The 15,238-nt window shown below is 34.4% G+C and carries 13 protein-coding genes and 1 tRNA gene; 7 read left to right on the top strand and 7 right to left on the bottom strand.

Annotated elements, in window-relative coordinates; genetic code table 11:
• Positions 1-63 precede the first annotated feature (63 nt).
• The 3 genes from LNP04_RS08745 (at position 64) to LNP04_RS08735 (ending at position 2,634) form a co-directional block, all read left to right on the top strand.
• Positions 64-1,716, top strand: a complete 1,653-nt coding sequence (locus LNP04_RS08745) for a tetratricopeptide repeat protein (protein WP_229986106.1) — start codon at positions 64-66, stop codon at positions 1,714-1,716.
• Positions 1,717-1,800: 84 nt separating this feature from the next.
• Complete coding sequence (gene bshB1, locus LNP04_RS08740) at positions 1,801-2,520, top strand: bacillithiol biosynthesis deacetylase BshB1 (protein ID WP_229986105.1); 720 nt, start codon at positions 1,801-1,803, stop codon at positions 2,518-2,520.
• Positions 2,521-2,557: 37 nt separating this feature from the next.
• Positions 2,558-2,634 (top strand) — tRNA-His (locus LNP04_RS08735).
• 103 nt (positions 2,635-2,737) lie between these two features.
• Here the strand turns inward: LNP04_RS08735 and LNP04_RS08730 are convergent.
• Entirely contained in the window at positions 2,738-3,073 is a 336-nt protein-coding gene (locus LNP04_RS08730) for a DUF3276 family protein (protein ID WP_029295477.1), read from the bottom strand.
• Positions 3,074-3,172: 99 nt separating this feature from the next.
• Positions 3,173-4,834, bottom strand: a complete 1,662-nt coding sequence (locus LNP04_RS08725) for an ABC transporter ATP-binding protein (RefSeq protein ID WP_229986104.1) — start codon at positions 4,832-4,834, stop codon at positions 3,173-3,175.
• Between the two features lie 90 nt (positions 4,835-4,924).
• Between LNP04_RS08725 and nusB the strand changes: the two genes are divergently transcribed.
• From nusB to LNP04_RS08705, 4 genes are all read left to right on the top strand, one after another.
• Entirely contained in the window at positions 4,925-5,830 is a 906-nt protein-coding gene (gene nusB / locus LNP04_RS08720; protein WP_229986103.1) for a transcription antitermination factor NusB, read from the top strand.
• 11 nt (positions 5,831-5,841) lie between these two features.
• Positions 5,842-6,357, top strand: coding sequence for a DUF1573 domain-containing protein (locus tag LNP04_RS08715; protein ID WP_229986102.1), 516 nt, complete (start codon positions 5,842-5,844; stop codon positions 6,355-6,357).
• 10 nt (positions 6,358-6,367) lie between these two features.
• Positions 6,368-6,727, top strand: a complete 360-nt coding sequence (yajC, locus tag LNP04_RS08710; protein ID WP_229986101.1) for a preprotein translocase subunit YajC — start codon at positions 6,368-6,370, stop codon at positions 6,725-6,727.
• Positions 6,728-6,921: 194 nt separating this feature from the next.
• Positions 6,922-7,653: an SDR family NAD(P)-dependent oxidoreductase gene (locus LNP04_RS08705; RefSeq protein ID WP_229986100.1), complete on the top strand. Its 732-nt coding sequence runs from the start codon at positions 6,922-6,924 to the stop codon at positions 7,651-7,653.
• Between the two features lie 150 nt (positions 7,654-7,803).
• On the opposite strand, the gene ligD is transcribed toward LNP04_RS08705, so the two are convergent.
• From ligD to aspS, 5 genes are all read right to left on the bottom strand, one after another.
• Positions 7,804-9,732, bottom strand: coding sequence for a DNA ligase D (gene ligD / locus LNP04_RS08700; RefSeq protein WP_229986099.1), 1,929 nt, complete (start codon positions 9,730-9,732; stop codon positions 7,804-7,806).
• A 38-nt stretch (positions 9,733-9,770) separates the two neighbouring features.
• Positions 9,771-10,373: a DNA polymerase ligase N-terminal domain-containing protein gene (locus LNP04_RS08695; protein ID WP_229986098.1), complete on the bottom strand. Its 603-nt coding sequence runs from the start codon at positions 10,371-10,373 to the stop codon at positions 9,771-9,773.
• Positions 10,374-10,375: 2 nt separating this feature from the next.
• A complete protein-coding gene (locus tag LNP04_RS08690) occupies positions 10,376-11,161 on the bottom strand; it encodes a Ku protein (protein WP_229986097.1) in 786 nt (261 codons plus the stop codon).
• A 108-nt stretch (positions 11,162-11,269) separates the two neighbouring features.
• Entirely contained in the window at positions 11,270-13,444 is a 2,175-nt protein-coding gene (locus LNP04_RS08685; protein ID WP_229986096.1) for a hypothetical protein, read from the bottom strand.
• A 35-nt stretch (positions 13,445-13,479) separates the two neighbouring features.
• Positions 13,480-15,234, bottom strand: coding sequence for an aspartate--tRNA ligase (aspS, locus tag LNP04_RS08680; protein WP_229986095.1), 1,755 nt, complete (start codon positions 15,232-15,234; stop codon positions 13,480-13,482).
• Between the last annotated feature and the right edge of the window lie 4 nt (positions 15,235-15,238).

Below are 15,238 nucleotides of genomic sequence, written 5' to 3'. Positions count from 1 at the left end.
TTAATTCATTTATTTTGGTCTGAAAATTGTGTGTAAATTATAGTTCAATTTAGAAAATATATAATGAAAGATATAATGATTATGAATGTAAAGAAAGTTGCTTTTGGAGCGGCGGTTGTATTTTTTAGCAATTTTGCGATTGCACAAACGTTACAGGATGGTATCAACAGCATCGATAGTGATAAATTTGCTCAGGCAAAGAATAATTTCACTCAGATGATTGCCAAAGAACCAAAAGCTGAAAACTATTTCTATTTAGGAAATACATTTTTGAGACAGTCTGAACCGGATTTTGCTCAGGCTACTGAAAGTTTTAATAAAGGTCTTGCTGCAGACAGCAAAAGCTATTTAAATAAGTTAGGTTTAGCTACGGTTAAGCTTGGTAAAGGAGATAAAAGTGCTATTGCTGAAATTCAGAAAATAGTAACTGACTCAAGAGAGAAAGATGCTGAAGTTCTTTTCAGAGCTGCAGAAGCTTTAACGTTATTTGAAAAAAACAACTCACCTGATTTAGCAATTCAATTCTTGAATAAGGCAATTGAAAGAGCCGCTAGAAAAGAAGTTCCTGCAAACTACTATTATACCTTAGGAGATGCCTACAGATTAAAAAAAATTCCGGGTGATGCAATGTCCGCTTATGATAAAGCGCTACCTTTAGCTAAAAACAAAGCTTCTGTTTATACAAGAATCGGAACGCTTTGGATGGCTGCTCAACAGTGGCAACAAGCTAAAACAAGTATTGAGAAAGCGATTTCTACTGACGCAACGTATGCTCCGGCTTACAAAGCCTTAGCTGCTTACAATATCAAATATCAGGAAAATGCGAAAGCAACTCAGGATTTGATCAACTATACAAAATATGCTGACGAAGATCCTTATACTCAATTGGAGATTGCAAAATTGTATTTCACCAATGAAGATTATGCTAACTCAAAAATGATTTTAGATAAGATTTTTGATAAGGTTAATGATCCAATCAAGTTTAAATTAAGATCGTATGTAAATTATGCAGATGGACAGTATGCTGAAGCCAAACAAAACATGGATACTTTCGTGTCTCAGGCAGAAAAATCTAGAGTTCAGCCTGCTGATCAGGGATTGCAAGGTCTTATCGCTGCAGGTTTAGCTAAAACTGAAACAGATGCAGCCAAAAAGGCGGCTTTAACAGCAGAATCTCAACAAAAAATTGCGATTGCAAAAGCGGCTAAAGACGAGACAATGAAGTGGGATATGGAATTAGCTAAAATCAGTGGTGGAGGTCCAGCATCTCAGGCTTCTGTAGACGCTGGTCCTACAAATCCACAGATTGAGGCATTGAAAAAACAAGTTGCAGCAAACGCTCAGGATTCTGACGCATTGTACAAATTGGCAACAGCTTACCAAGATGTTAAAAACTGGAATGGTGCGATTGCAACTTGGCAAAAAATGAGTACTATTTTACCAGATTGGGCTCCTGCTTACTACAGTTTAGGGTATGCTTATCAGCAAGCAACAAATAATGATGCAGCAAAAATTGCTTACGAAAAGTATATTGCAACAGTAAAACCTGCAGAAGTAGAAGCTAACAAACAGACCTTAGCATATGCTTACTTTGCAGTTGCTTATTTATCTAAAGATTCTGATGCAGCAAAGGCAAAAGATTATGTTGCTAAATCTTTACAACTAGATCCAACTTATCAGGATGCTGTAAAATTAAATACAGAAATCAATAAGTAATTTAAATTTTAAATTAAACATATTAAAACTTCCCATTCCTCAAGTCTGGGAAGTTTTTATTTTAAATCTTATATTTGAAAAGTTATGAAAACAGATATACTTGCATTTGGTGCACACCCTGATGATGTTGAACTAGGTTGTGGCGGAACTGTCGCAAAATTAATTTCGGAAGGAAAGACCTGCGTAATCGTTGACCTTACAAGAGGTGAATTGGGAACTCGCGGAACAGATGAGATAAGACATGAAGAAGCGACCGAATCTGCAAAGATTTTAGGGGTTTCCGCCAGAGAAAACTTAGGAATGAAAGACGGATTTTTAGTCAACTCAGAAGAGTATCAGTTAAGCATCGTGAAAATGATCCGCAAATACCGCCCGGAAATCGTTTTAGCCAACGCAATTGATGACAGACATCCTGATCACGCAAAAGCAGCGAAATTAGTATCGGATGCGTGCTTTTTATCTGGCTTAAGAAAGATTGAGACAAATATTGATGGGGAAAGCCAAGACGTATGGAGACCAAAACAGATTTTCCATTATATTCAGTGGAAAGATATTAAACCGGAATTTGTCATTGATATATCAGAGCATTTAGATAAAAAGTTGGAAGCGTGTATGGCATTCAAAACACAATTTTATGATCCAAAATCTAAAGAACCCGAAACACCTATTACTTCAAAAGATTTTTATGAGAGCCTTACCTACAGAGCTCAGGATTTAGGAAGACTTTCCGGAGTTACTTATGCTGAGGGATTTACGTCTGAGAAGTTAATGGCGTTGAAAAATTTTGATGGAATTGTTTGGTAGTTAAAAAATCTTCCTTATATTTGCACCACCAAAAACGGTGATTGTAGCTCAGTTGGTTAGAGCGCCGGATTGTGGTTCCGGAGGTCGGGGGTTCGAGACCCCTCATTCACCCCACATAAACACATTTTCTTTTTGAAAGTGTGTTTTTTTTATGCACAAAAAAAGCACCTGAAAAGATGCTTGTGTTTTTTATATACTTGGTTTGGGTTACTTGTTTTTAAACTTCGTCGTCAGAATCTATTGTGTAAGTTCTGCTTTTGAAATCTTTATCATGTTTTTCAGAGATTACATCTTCTCCTTTTTCATTAATGATAAAATCTGTAGATTCATTAAACATCTCCTGAAAACTCTTAAAATCTTCCTTGTAAAGGTAAATTTTATGCTTCTCGAATGTAGCCTCTCCATTCTCCCCGAAATTCTTTTTGCTTTCGGTAATTGTAAGATAATAATCTCCTGCTTTCGTCTCGCGCACATCAAAGAAATACGTTCTTCTTCCTGCTTTTAACACCTTCGTGAAAATTTCATTCTCATGGCGTTCCTTGTATTCACTCATTATTAGATATTTTTTAATCTTGTTAAGAACAAATATAAAATATTTCTTTTAATCACAAAATTTTTTTTATGATTTATTTAACATTTGTGAACAAATAGGCTAAGCAGTTACAGAATTGGTAATTTCGGTAAGATTGATGATTTTATCTGCGCGTTGGGCGCTAGACTCTCTGTGTGTGATGATTATAGAAGTTGCGTTGTGAATTTTAGTATCTATGTTTTCTAAGATATTCTGTTCAGTTTCTGTATCTAAAGCAGAGAGCGAATCGTCAAAAATAATGATGTTTGGGTCTTTTATTAACGCTCTGGCAATACAAATTCTCTGCTTCTGACCTCCCGAAAGCATCACTCCACGTTCTCCAACCATCGTTTTGTAACCATCTTTGAATTCTACAATGTTTTTGTGAACATCAGCTATTTTAGAATATTCGACCACTCTTTCGTGGGTGGGATTGTCGATTGAGAAACCGATATTATGCTCAATAGAATCTGAAAATAAATAACTTTCCTGTGGAATATAACCAATGAAATCTCTGTAGTTATCCAGATTATGGTCTTTTAGATTTTTTCCATCGATAAGGATTTCTCCTTCTGTCGGGTCAATCAGTCGGCAGAGAAGAAGAGCGATAGTCGATTTTCCGCTTCCGGTTTTACCCATAATGGCTAGAGATTGTCCTGCGTCAATTTTAAAACTTAAATTATCTAAAGCTTTAATGCCAGTATTTGGATAGACATAAGACACATTTCTGAATTCTATATTTCCTTTAATTGGCTGCTTTTCAAAATTCTTATTAATGACATCAGATTTTTTATCTAAAAACTCATTAATTCTCTGCATCGAAGCTTCAGCTCTCTGATTGACAGAAGTTACCCAACCAACCATTGAAAATGGCCATATCAAGATATTGATATACATAAAGAAATCAGCAATCTTTCCTACGCTCAATTCGCCTGCAATATATTTCTGTCCGCCAATCAGGATGATCGCAACATTTAATAATCCGATTACAAATAAAATAATGGTAAAGAAATATGCTTCTGTTTTTGCTAAATCTAAAGCTTTATCCTGATAATCGGTAACCTTGGCTCCGTAATTTTTCTTGATGTAATTTTCTTTAGCAAAAAATTTAACAACACGAATTCCTGAAAAGCTGTCCTGAACGAAAGTGGATATCGACGATTGGCTTTTCTGCATGATTTTCGATTTTTTATTGATAATCGAACTTACTTTAAAAATGATATAAGAAAGAACAGGAAGTGGAAATAAAGTCCAAACCGTCATTGAAACATCTGTCTTCAACATGTAAATACAGGTAATCGTCAGTAAAATTAATAAGTTGACAACATACATTACACCCGGACCGAGGTACATTCTTACCGCCACAACGTCTTCACTTAAACGATTCATTAAATCTCCGGTTGTGGTCGTTTTGTAATCCGTTAAAGATAAATCCTGGTAATGTCTGTAAATTTTATTTTTAAGCTCATATTCGATTCTTCTTGATGCAACAATAATCGTCTGTCTCATCATAAAAGTAAAAAATCCTGTCAAAAGTGAGCAGCCCACAATAATGGCCACGTAAATGAGAACCTGCTTGTTAAAACCTAAATTCCCTTGTTTGGTAAGCTCATCAACAGATTTTCCTACAAACTGTACTTTATAAATATTAAAAAAGTTGCTGGCGATGATGAAGAGTAACCCCCAAAACAATAATATTTTGTGCTTCCAAAAGTAAGGGTTCAGAGTTTTCAGTGCTTTCATAAACTTTCGCAAAATTACGAAAATTGATAGAGACTAAGAATTTCATAAACTTTAAATTTCATATCTTTGCACCCATAAAAAGCTCTTTGAATGTTAGGAAGAAGACAAATCCGTGAGAAAGTAGTAGAAAACGTGTATTCATACTACCAAAATCCAATTAAATTTGATGTTTTAGAAAAAAATATGTTCTCGAGTATAGAGAAAATCTATAATCTTTATGTGTTGGAACTCAACTTTTTGGTTGCCCTTAAAGGTCTCGCAGAAAATCAAATGGAAATCGGTAAGAATAAGTACATTAAAACTGATTCTGATATTAACCCCAATCAAAAATTTATCAATAATCAAGTATTGATTAAGTTGGAAGAAAACCCGGAAAGACTTTTCTTTTCTGGTCAGCACCAGGATTTGAAGTGGGATTTGCATGATGATTTTTTAGTAAGAACTTTCCAGAGAATGACTTCAGGAAAGCGTTACCAGGATTTCATGAAGGTTGATGAATATTCTTTCGAAGAAGATCAAAAGTTTATTGGTAAGCTGTTTTTAAGATATATTGCTGAAAACGAAGATTTTCATGATTACGTAGGGGACAGAGAACTTTCTTGGTCGGATGATATTCATATTGCGAACTCAATGGTTCAAAAAACGATTGGTTTTATCAAAGAAAATGAAGACAGCCGCACGTTGATCAAAATGATTAAAGATGAAGAAGATAAAAACTTCGCCGGAAAATTATTGAGAGATACATTAAACAATTGGGAAGCTAATGAAAAGAAGCTTTCTGAGAGATTAGAAAACTGGGATTTGGATAGAGTAGGTTTGATGGATAAAGTGATTCTTACTATTGCTATCTCTGAGCTTGATCACTTTCCTCTTACACCTTCAAGAGTAATCATTAATGAATATATTGAGATCGCTAAAGTATTTGCAACAGACCGTTCAAATATATTTATTAATGGAATTTTAGATAAATATTGTAAAGACTTAAATAGAATTTAAAAAAAAATAAAATGAAAAAGACGTTATCAATTATCGCTTTATCAATCATAGGTTTTGGTTTGGTTTCTTGTAAAAAAGAAGAAAAAAAAGAAGTACAGGGCGCTGGAACTGAAACAATCGAACTTGATACTGCTGGTTTGAAAAGAAATGTTGCGCCTTTGGGAACAGTTTCTGATTCTGCGAAACAAACTAAAGCTTCAGTATCAAACCAACCATTAACGACTATTGCTTTGTCACAAAGCAATTATGATTTTGGAAACATTAAAAAAGGAGATAAAGTAAACCACGTTTACGAAATTACTAATACAGGTAAAAATCCTTTGATTATTTCTGAAGTGAAGCCTGGATGTGGATGTACTGCTCCTGAATTTACGAAAGAACCAATTTTACCTGGTCAAAAAGGGAAAATTACTTTAAGCTTTGACTCAACAAGCTTTGACGGTGCGGTTCAAAAGTATGCAGATGTTTTTGCAAACGTAGAAAAATCACCTATCAAACTAACGTTCAATGCGAACATTCAACCTTAATTAAACTATTATGTTAGCAATATTTTTACAGGCAGCACCTGCAGGAGGATCTTCTCCAATGATGCTCATCATGATGGGGGTAATGTTTGTTGGGTTTTATTTCCTGATGATCAGACCTCAGATGAAAAAACAGAAGCAAGAGAAAAAATTTCAGGAAGAGCTGAAAGTAGGAAGCAGAGTGGTGCTTACTTCTGGCCTTCACGGAAGAATTGCTCAGATTCACGATGACGGAGTTGTCATTGAAACACTTTCCGGAAAATTAAAATTTGAGAAAGCAGCCATTTCAAGAGAATTTACTGCTAACAGATTTGGGGATAAAGCTACAACAACAGTTGACAAAAAAGAAGTTATAGAAACTGAAAAGAAATAATTTTTAGTTTTAAATAATATTACGAATCGGCGCTGTGACCAAAGGTCACAGCGCCGATTCTTTTTTTTAGACTGTAAAAGATCCAAAATTCTGATAATCAAATTTGTGGTCATCCGTGCAAAAACATTCGTACACTTTGTGTTTAAGCAACGAAACGATTTGCCCAACTAATCTTTAAAAAATATCTTTGCCTCATGAATCAAAACAAAGCCAAAACCGTTCTCATTCTCGGTGCCAATTCCGATGTTGCCAAGCAATGCATTTTGCAATATGCTGATAAAGGTTTTGCAATTATCGCTGCTTCACGAAACACCGATGCACTGAACGATTTTGTGGCTAAAAATAATTTGTCTGAAAAGGTTGAAGTTTTACATTTCGATGCAGCAGATTTTGATTCTCACCAAAAATTTTATAATGAACTTCCGACAAAACCTCATATTGTTGTTTACTCTGCAGGATTTTTAGTGGAAAACGTTGATGCCTTGCAAGATTTTAAAGGAACTCAGCAAATGATGCAGGTTAACTATATGGGCGGTGTTTCTATTTTGAATATCGTGGCAATGGATCAATCCAATAAAAATTTAGAAAGAATCATCGGACTGTCATCACTTTCCGGAGTAAGAGGAAGAAAAAGTAATTTTGTTTATGGAAGTACGAAAGCAGCTTTCACGACTTATTTGGCGGGTTTAAGACAAGAATTAGCTGATAGAAATATTACAGTCAACGTTTTGGTCAGCGGATATATCAATACGAAAATTAATGCGGGTTTAGAACTCAATAAAAATCTTTTGATGGAACCAGATTACGTGGCAAAACATATAGTGAGTGCCGGAAATTCTTTCACCATCGTTCCCAATTTTAAATGGAAATTCATTTATTTTATTTTGAAAATTTTACCAGAGGGTTTGGTGGCGAAGTTGCCTTGATTGTTTATTTTAGTTCACCAGCACTCAGTTTGTCACCCCGTAGGGATCTCAGTATAGCATTAAAAAATCAATATATAGCAATTGATGCTTAGATTCTTTCAGAATGACAAACTTACCGTAAAAAAAATGGATTGTTATTATTGACGGATATCAATTTATCCCTTCCAACAGCTCCAGTGCCTTCATCATATCAATTCCCTTTCCCAAAACAGTCTTAAACAAATCTCCTTTTGCTTTAATTCTTTCCAAAGCATTTTCAATATTGAAGTCGGTTGGTTTCAAACCTTTTTTCAGTTCATCCCACTCAATCGGCATCGAAACAGCGGCACCTTCTTTCGGTCTGAGACTGTAAACGCTCGCTAAAGTTTGGCCCTGGCGGTTTTGAAGATAGTCGAGGTAGATTTTATTGTCGTCTCTTTTTTGAAGATTCCTTTCCAGCGTTGTAATTTTTGGAAGTTTTTCGTGGACTTGCTGCATCAGGATCAGCGCAAAATCTTTTACCTGATTGTAATCGTATGCTCCACCCATCGGAATGTAAATATGAATTCCTGTGCTACCCGAAGTCTTGCAATAACCTTTTATTTTAATTAAATCTAAAACTTCCTTCACAGCTTGAGCCGTTTCAATAACATGATCAAAAGTGTTTTTCTTCGAAGGATCAAGATCTAAAACCAAATAATCCGGATGATCAAGATCAGGAAGTGAAGAATTCCAAGGATTAAAATCGATACAACCTAAATTATTCAAATAAGCTAATGTCGCTTTGTCATTACAAATGGCGTAATCAATGTATTTGTCGGTAGATTCTGAATGTACTTTTGTCGTTTTTATCCAGTCCGGAAATGAGTCTCCCGCATCTTTCTGGTAAAATCCTGAATGATCGATGCCACTTGGAAAACGGTTGAGAGAAAGCGGTCGGTTTTTCAGATGCGGTAAAATGTAATCTGCTACCGACTGATAATAATCCACCACGTCACCTTTACTGATTTTATTTTTTGGAAAATAGATTTTGTTCTGATTGGTGAGGTTTATTTTGTGACGGTTCAGTGTAATTTCTGTGTCTTTGTCTTTTTCATCTTCTGTGTTTTCGGATAATTTTTTAGTCGTCATAGTTTTGGATTTTGAAGTTTTCTGAGCAGGTTTCTTTACTGAATTGCTGATTTCTTTTGCCTCTTTATCTTCCCGAAGTGCAACAAAAACAGGGTGGCGAAACATCCCATCTTTCGTGATTTCTGAAAATTTAATTTCACAGACCAATTCAGGTTTCGTCCATGTTACAGGCATATTTGTTTTTGGGGCAGTCTCAAACGGTGACGTTTTTACAACTATCTTTTTCAATTTTTCATGGAGTTGCATTAATAATTCATTATTAAAGCCTGTTCCTGTATGTCCCGAGTAAATCAGTTTTCCATCTCTATATTTTCCCAGAATTAATGCTCCAAAACCTTGTCTTGAGCCTTTTGGTTCTGTGAAACCACAAATAATAGCTTCTTCGGTATTGGTAAATTTTATTTTGAGCCAATCTGTACTTCGGCTATTTTGAGAATAGATACTATCAGCTTTCTTGGCAATCATACCTTCAAGTTGCATTTTTTTCATTTGATTAAAGAAATCGATTCCCTTTTCTGGAATATGATCGCAAAATTTAATCAGATCAGTCTCAACCAAAGCATCTTTTAGAAGTTCTTTTCGTTGAATTAAAGGAAGTTCTTCGGTAGAATGACCGTTGAGCCAAAGCAAATCAAAAACCTGATACGTTAAAGCCAAATCCGGATTATCACCGATTTGCTGCAATAGCTGAAAGCTTGGTTTACCATTTTCGTCGTAAGCAACAATTTCACCATCCACGATCATTTTGTGTTTTTGCTGACTTAAATCTTCTGCAATGGTATCAAATTTAGATAGAAATGAAATTCCGTTTCGGGAGTAGAATAGCGGTTGTTTTTTGCTGAGATCTGCAACGGCTCGGTAACCGTCCCATTTAATTTCAAAAATCCAGTCTTCGTCGTCAAACGCATTTTCAGAAAGCTTTGCCAACATTGGTTTGATGAAATTTTCGAGTTTTTTCTCATCACCCAAAGAGTTGTAACGTTTAAATTGTGATTTTGTATCTGATTTTATGATTTCTTTTTGCTGCTTTTTAGGCTTTTTTTTTCCTCGATAAATTTTGTAACTAAAGATTTCGGCGAAACGTTTTCTTCGGCATCATACTTTTCTTCAGCAAATTTATCTTTGTGCTTGATTAAAAGCCACGAATTGTTTTCAGCATTTTTCATTTTCACTAAAGCAAATTCACCTTTTAATTTTTTTCCGTGTAAAATGAATTTGAGTGAACCGTCTTTCAGTTCCTTCAGTAATTCTTTTTCATCTGAGAGTTTAATGGTACCATCCAACGGTTCATAAGTTCCGCTGTCCCATATTTCAACTTGTCCGGCTCCGTAGTTTCCTTCGGGAATATTTCCTTCAAAATCTTTGTAATCATACGGATGATCTTCTACCATCATTGCCAAGCGTTTGTCTTCAGGATTTAAAGACGGACCTTTCGGTACCGCCCAACTCTTCAAAACACCATCCATCTCCAAACGAAAATCATAATGAAGTCGCGATGCAGCATGTCTTTGAATTACAAAAATCAGTTGGTCTTCACTTTTTTTTGTTTTTCCCTTGGGTTCGGTAGTTTTATCGAACTTTCTCTTTTCGTTGTAATCTTTAAGTGCCATGATTAGGAAGCATTTTTAGATTTCGGACTTTGTAAACTGGCTTTTAGCTGTGCCATCAAATCGACTACCTTACCTTGTTTTGCGGGTTCTGACTTTTTGACTTTAACCGATTTTCCTTTAGCTTTCTTCTTAATGATTTTAAGCAATTCTTCGGAATATGTATTTTTGTAAAATGTAGGATCAAATGGTTCTGAAAGTTGCTCAATCAGGTTTTTCGCCATCTTTAGTTCGGCTGGTTTCGGTGCTTTTTTAGCAGGAATTTTTAGGTCTTTATAATCTCTTATTTCCTGATCAAATCGTAATCTATTTAGAACTAAAACTTCGTCATTATACGGACGAATCATCCCAATTGCTTCGGTGTCTCGCAAAACGAAAGTTCCGATACCAACCATTTTGGTTTGTTGCAACGCTTTAATTAAAAGTCTGTAAGCGTTTTCACCGTTTTTTTGTGGCTCTAGAAAATAGGGGGTTTCAAAATAAACAGAATCTACTTCTGCTTCTTTCACAAAATGTTCTATAGAAAGAATTTTTGTTTTCTCAGGACTTGCAGCTTCGTAGTCTTCATCTTCGAGAACGACATATTTATCATCAATCAGATAACCTTTTACAATGTTCGCCCACTTTACTTCCTTGCCTGTTTTTTCGTTGACTCTTTTAAATTTAATATTAGAAAAATCAGATTTATCCAGCATATCAAGATCCAGTTTGCTGGTTTCTGTCGCAGAATAAATCTTTACAGGGATATTGACTAAGCCAAAACCAATGGCACCGTTCCAAATTGCTTTCATTGTCTTACTTTTTAGTGAAACTTGCAATGATTGTGCCGTGAGGGAATTATTGCTGAATTGTAATAGTTATTAATACTTTCTTGGAATTGGGATATAATTTTAAGAACATTATTGATTTTGTCCTTCGTTTATTCTTCTATACATCAAAACTTTATCAACATAATAGCCATAGTTAAATGAAACAGTTTTGGAATGTTCTTCCTTGAGCAGTTTTTTTTCTTTCAAATATTTTCTCCATTCCCAAGCTCTGTCTGAAGGTGGACAAATATACATTCCTGCTGAATTACAAAGTTTATCAGGATATCCTAATGCTGTTTTTTGATCTAATTCTAAAAGTTTAATTATCGCGCCAACTTCATTTTCAAGCTCTGAACTGCCTGTAAAAGGAGTTACAATGTTGAATTTCAGAATTTCGTAAACTTTATCGTAATCTATATTTCCGTTTTTATTTTTATAATCAATTCCTGCAAGATCCAGATAATATCTATAAAGTTCCTGTTCGGTGTGTGATTTGTATACAGATAAAAATTCATCTCTCACTTTTTTATCTTTCCAGTTTTTAATCATAAAAAATCCGAAATCTCTTTCAAAAAGTGAATATTTATTTCTGTAATTTTTTTCATTGAATTTCAAATTCTCTAAAACTTGAAGAGCTTCCGGAATTTGTGAATAACCAATTTTTGAAAAAAGTTTTAAAATATCACGTTCAAAATCATCATTATCTTTTGCAGTAAGTCTCAGTCTTTCAGATTCAGTTTTTAAATCAACTTGCTGGCTATTGAAATTCCCTTCAAATGTTTTTTTTGTTTCTATTGGATAATCAAAATTTTCTAGACATATTTTCTTTGCTTTTTCTATCTGCAAAGTGATATCTGGATCGTTGGATTTAATTTTATCTAAGAGTTTTATTACTTCATTCCCATTTTCTGTAAATTTAAAAAGGTAATAATTAAGATTTCCATTGATACCAACTTTGCTGTATAATAATGATTTTTTTAGATATAAAGTCAGATGGTTTTCATCGTTGAGAATTTTATTCCAATTTTTTGTGTAATAAATGTCTAAAATTCTCGAAACAGATTCAGATAGTTCCGGTCTTTTTTCATAAATCAATGACCAATATTCTAGTGGGATCAAATCTTGTAATGCCAAATAATCGATCAAATAATTTTCATACTCTCTTCTTTCTCTAAAAGAAAGCTCAGAACTTAATTTTTCAATATGTATATGAAGATCTTTTGTTCCTTGAAAATCAATATTATTTTGTTTGTAATATGATGTAAGCTGAGATAACTGACTCAGAAATCTAAATGGAAAAGTAGGTAATGAATAATTGGCTCTGCTAAGAAAATTTCTCTCTTTTTCCGCACTAAGTTCATTTACTCTTTTGACATCGCTTTGGGAAAGTTTAATAAACGTATTAAATGCAATAGAATCGTTTTCGTTGTAAAGATCTTCAAAAAGATTTGCGAGATCATCTATTTTTTGAGATTTTAAAGATTTGTTGATAAAACAATTGGATGAACTATCCCAAACAAAATTTTTATAATTTTTTGAAAAATAAATAATTAAATTAAGGATTGCGTCATTATTAAAGTTAGAATCCTCAGTATCCCAGACTCTGTAGTCATCTCTTCCTACAGAACCAATGTCTTTATGAATCAATAATTTTAGAAGGTCTAAAAAATCTTCTTGATCTCTGTTAAAAAAATTAAATTTATCTCTTAGACGGTAAAATTCTTCGCAAATTTTTAGAAGAGCTTCTGGATTGTTTTGATTTATTAAAATATCAATTCTTTTTCCTTTTACCCAATCTTTGGTTAGAATTTCAGAGCGTCTTTTAATAAGTTTCTGCAGTTTTGCAACAGGTAATTCTCTAAATTCTACGAAATCCTTTCTATCTTTAAGCGGTGTAATGTAAAACGTTTGTAATTCTGGATAATATTTTATTTTGTCATCATTCTTTTTTAAAAAATCAGAATAATTTTCAGCACTTTTTATTTCTGTAAAATTAATTGCAGCTTCAGGAAATATGAAATTTTCTTCAACGGCTCGTTTTGCAAGATAAGATTCCTCTGTTTCCAGATAATGGTGTCCCAGATTCTCAGAGAGAATTTTTTTACTGTCAAAGTAAGGAATTAATTCATAAAAAGCCTTGTCGTCACCTTTTTCAATTCTTAATTTTAGTTTATAAATTTCACTTTCAGAATATTGTCCTTCTGCATATTGACAATTGAACAGATTAATAAAAAGTAAAAAAAGTAGTGGTGTTAGTTTTTTCATAATAAAAAAGCGGAGAAAAAATCTCCGCTTCTAATTTATGCTTTTAAATTTAATTTCAGTTCCAGTTCATCGAGTTGTTCATTAGCAATTGCAGCCGGAGCGTCAATCATTACATCTCGTCCTGAATTATTCTTAGGGAAAGCGATATAATCTCTGATCACTTCGTTTCCGTCAAGAATTGCCACCAAACGGTCAAAACCGAAAGCTAAACCACCATGAGGAGGTGCTCCATATTTGAAGGCATTCATTAAGAATCCGAACTGTGCTTCTGCTTCTTCTTTTGTAAATCCTAAAAGATCAAACATTTTAGATTGAAGATCTCTGTCAAAAATTCTGATAGAACCTCCACCGATTTCATTTCCGTTAAGAACCATATCGTACGCATTGGCTCTTGCTTTTCCGGGATCGGTTTGTAATAAATGAATATCTTCAGTTTTTGGAGAGGTGAAAGGGTGGTGCATCGCATGATAACGTCCGGTTTCTTCGTCAAATTCCAATAATGGGAAGTCAACAACCCAAAGTGGTGCGAAAACATCACCTTTTCTTAATCCTAAGCGATTTCCAAGCTCCATTCTCAAAGCAGAAAGCTGAGTTCTTACTTTGTGCTCGTTTCCTGAAAGAATCAACATTAAATCTCCTTCTTTCGCTCCGAATTTCTCGATTATTTTTGCTAAATCTTCTTCGTTGTAGAATTTATTCACAGAAGAAGTTTTCACGCCATCATTTTGGAATTTAGCCCAAATCAATCCTGTGGCTCCGATTTGAGGCCTTTTTACCCAATCAACAAGCTCATCGATTTGTTTTCTTGTATAATCTGCACATCCTTCAACATTGATTCCGACAACCAATTCTGCATCATCAAATATTTTAAAATCTTTTCCTTTTACTAATTCATTCAATTCCACGAATTCCATTCCGAAACGGATGTCCGGTTTGTCGTTTCCGTATTTTTTCATAGCTTCAGCAAACGTCATTCGTGGGAAATTTCCAAATTCCTGACCTGTAATATCTTTAATCAAGGTTTTTGTCATTCCTTCAAAAACATTCATTACATCTTCCTGATCTACAAATGCCATTTCGCAATCGATTTGTGTAAATTCAGGCTGTCTGTCTGCTCGCAAATCTTCGTCACGGAAACATTTTACAATCTGGAAATATTTATCCATTCCACCAACCATCAACAATTGTTTGAAAGTCTGTGGAGATTGTGGCAATGCGTAAAACTGTCCCGGGTTCATTCTGCTTGGTACAACAAAGTCTCTCGCTCCTTCCGGAGTAGATTTGATTAAAACCGGAGTTTCAACCTCGATAAATCCTTCGTCTGAAAGATAATTTCTCACTTTCTGCGCCATTTTGTGACGGAAAATCAATTTATCTCTTACCGGAGCTCTTCTGATATCCAGATAACGGTATTTCATTCTTAATTCTTCACCACCATCTGTTTCGTCTTCAATCGTGAAAGGCGGAAGCTGAGATTCATTCAGAACGATTAATTTTTCAACTAAAATTTCAATTTCTCCTGTCGGAATATTTGGGTTTTTGCTTACTCTTTCAATGATTTTTCCTGTAACCTGAATGACGAATTCTCGTCCTAGTTTTTTTGCATTTTCCATCAATTCCGCTGAAGAACGATCCTGATCAAAAACCAACTGAGTAATTCCGTAACGATCCCGAAGATCTATCCAAATCATAAATCCTTTATCACGAATGGTTTGTACCCATCCTGAAAGTGTAACTTCTTCATTGAGATTTTTCAGAGATAATTCTCCGTTTGTGTGCGATCGAAACATAATT

Source organism: Chryseobacterium sp. C-71, from assembly GCF_020911865.1.
Lineage (GTDB): Bacteria > Bacteroidota > Bacteroidia > Flavobacteriales > Weeksellaceae > Chryseobacterium.
The sequence above is the reverse complement of the archived record's forward strand: the minus strand, read 5'-3'. Positions and strand labels throughout refer to the sequence as shown.

Coding starts and splice junctions, on each gene's coding strand:
- LNP04_RS08745 (WP_229986106.1), top strand. CDS start 64: ATGAAAGATATAATGATTATGAATGTAAAGAAAGTTGCTTTTGGAGCG.
- bshB1 (WP_229986105.1), top strand. CDS start 1,801: ATGAAAACAGATATACTTGCATTTGGTGCACACCCTGATGATGTTGAA.
- LNP04_RS08730 (WP_029295477.1), bottom strand. CDS start 3,073: ATGAGTGAATACAAGGAACGCCATGAGAATGAAATTTTCACGAAGGTG.
- LNP04_RS08725 (WP_229986104.1), bottom strand. CDS start 4,834: ATGAAAGCACTGAAAACTCTGAACCCTTACTTTTGGAAGCACAAAATA.
- nusB (WP_229986103.1), top strand. CDS start 4,925: ATGTTAGGAAGAAGACAAATCCGTGAGAAAGTAGTAGAAAACGTGTAT.
- LNP04_RS08715 (WP_229986102.1), top strand. CDS start 5,842: ATGAAAAAGACGTTATCAATTATCGCTTTATCAATCATAGGTTTTGGT.
- yajC (WP_229986101.1), top strand. CDS start 6,368: ATGTTAGCAATATTTTTACAGGCAGCACCTGCAGGAGGATCTTCTCCA.
- LNP04_RS08705 (WP_229986100.1), top strand. CDS start 6,922: ATGAATCAAAACAAAGCCAAAACCGTTCTCATTCTCGGTGCCAATTCC.
- LNP04_RS08695 (WP_229986098.1), bottom strand. CDS start 10,373: ATGGCACTTAAAGATTACAACGAAAAGAGAAAGTTCGATAAAACTACC.
- LNP04_RS08690 (WP_229986097.1), bottom strand. CDS start 11,161: ATGAAAGCAATTTGGAACGGTGCCATTGGTTTTGGCTTAGTCAATATC.
- LNP04_RS08685 (WP_229986096.1), bottom strand. CDS start 13,444: ATGAAAAAACTAACACCACTACTTTTTTTACTTTTTATTAATCTGTTC.
- aspS (WP_229986095.1), bottom strand. CDS start 15,234: ATGTTTCGATCGCACACAAACGGAGAATTATCTCTGAAAAATCTCAAT.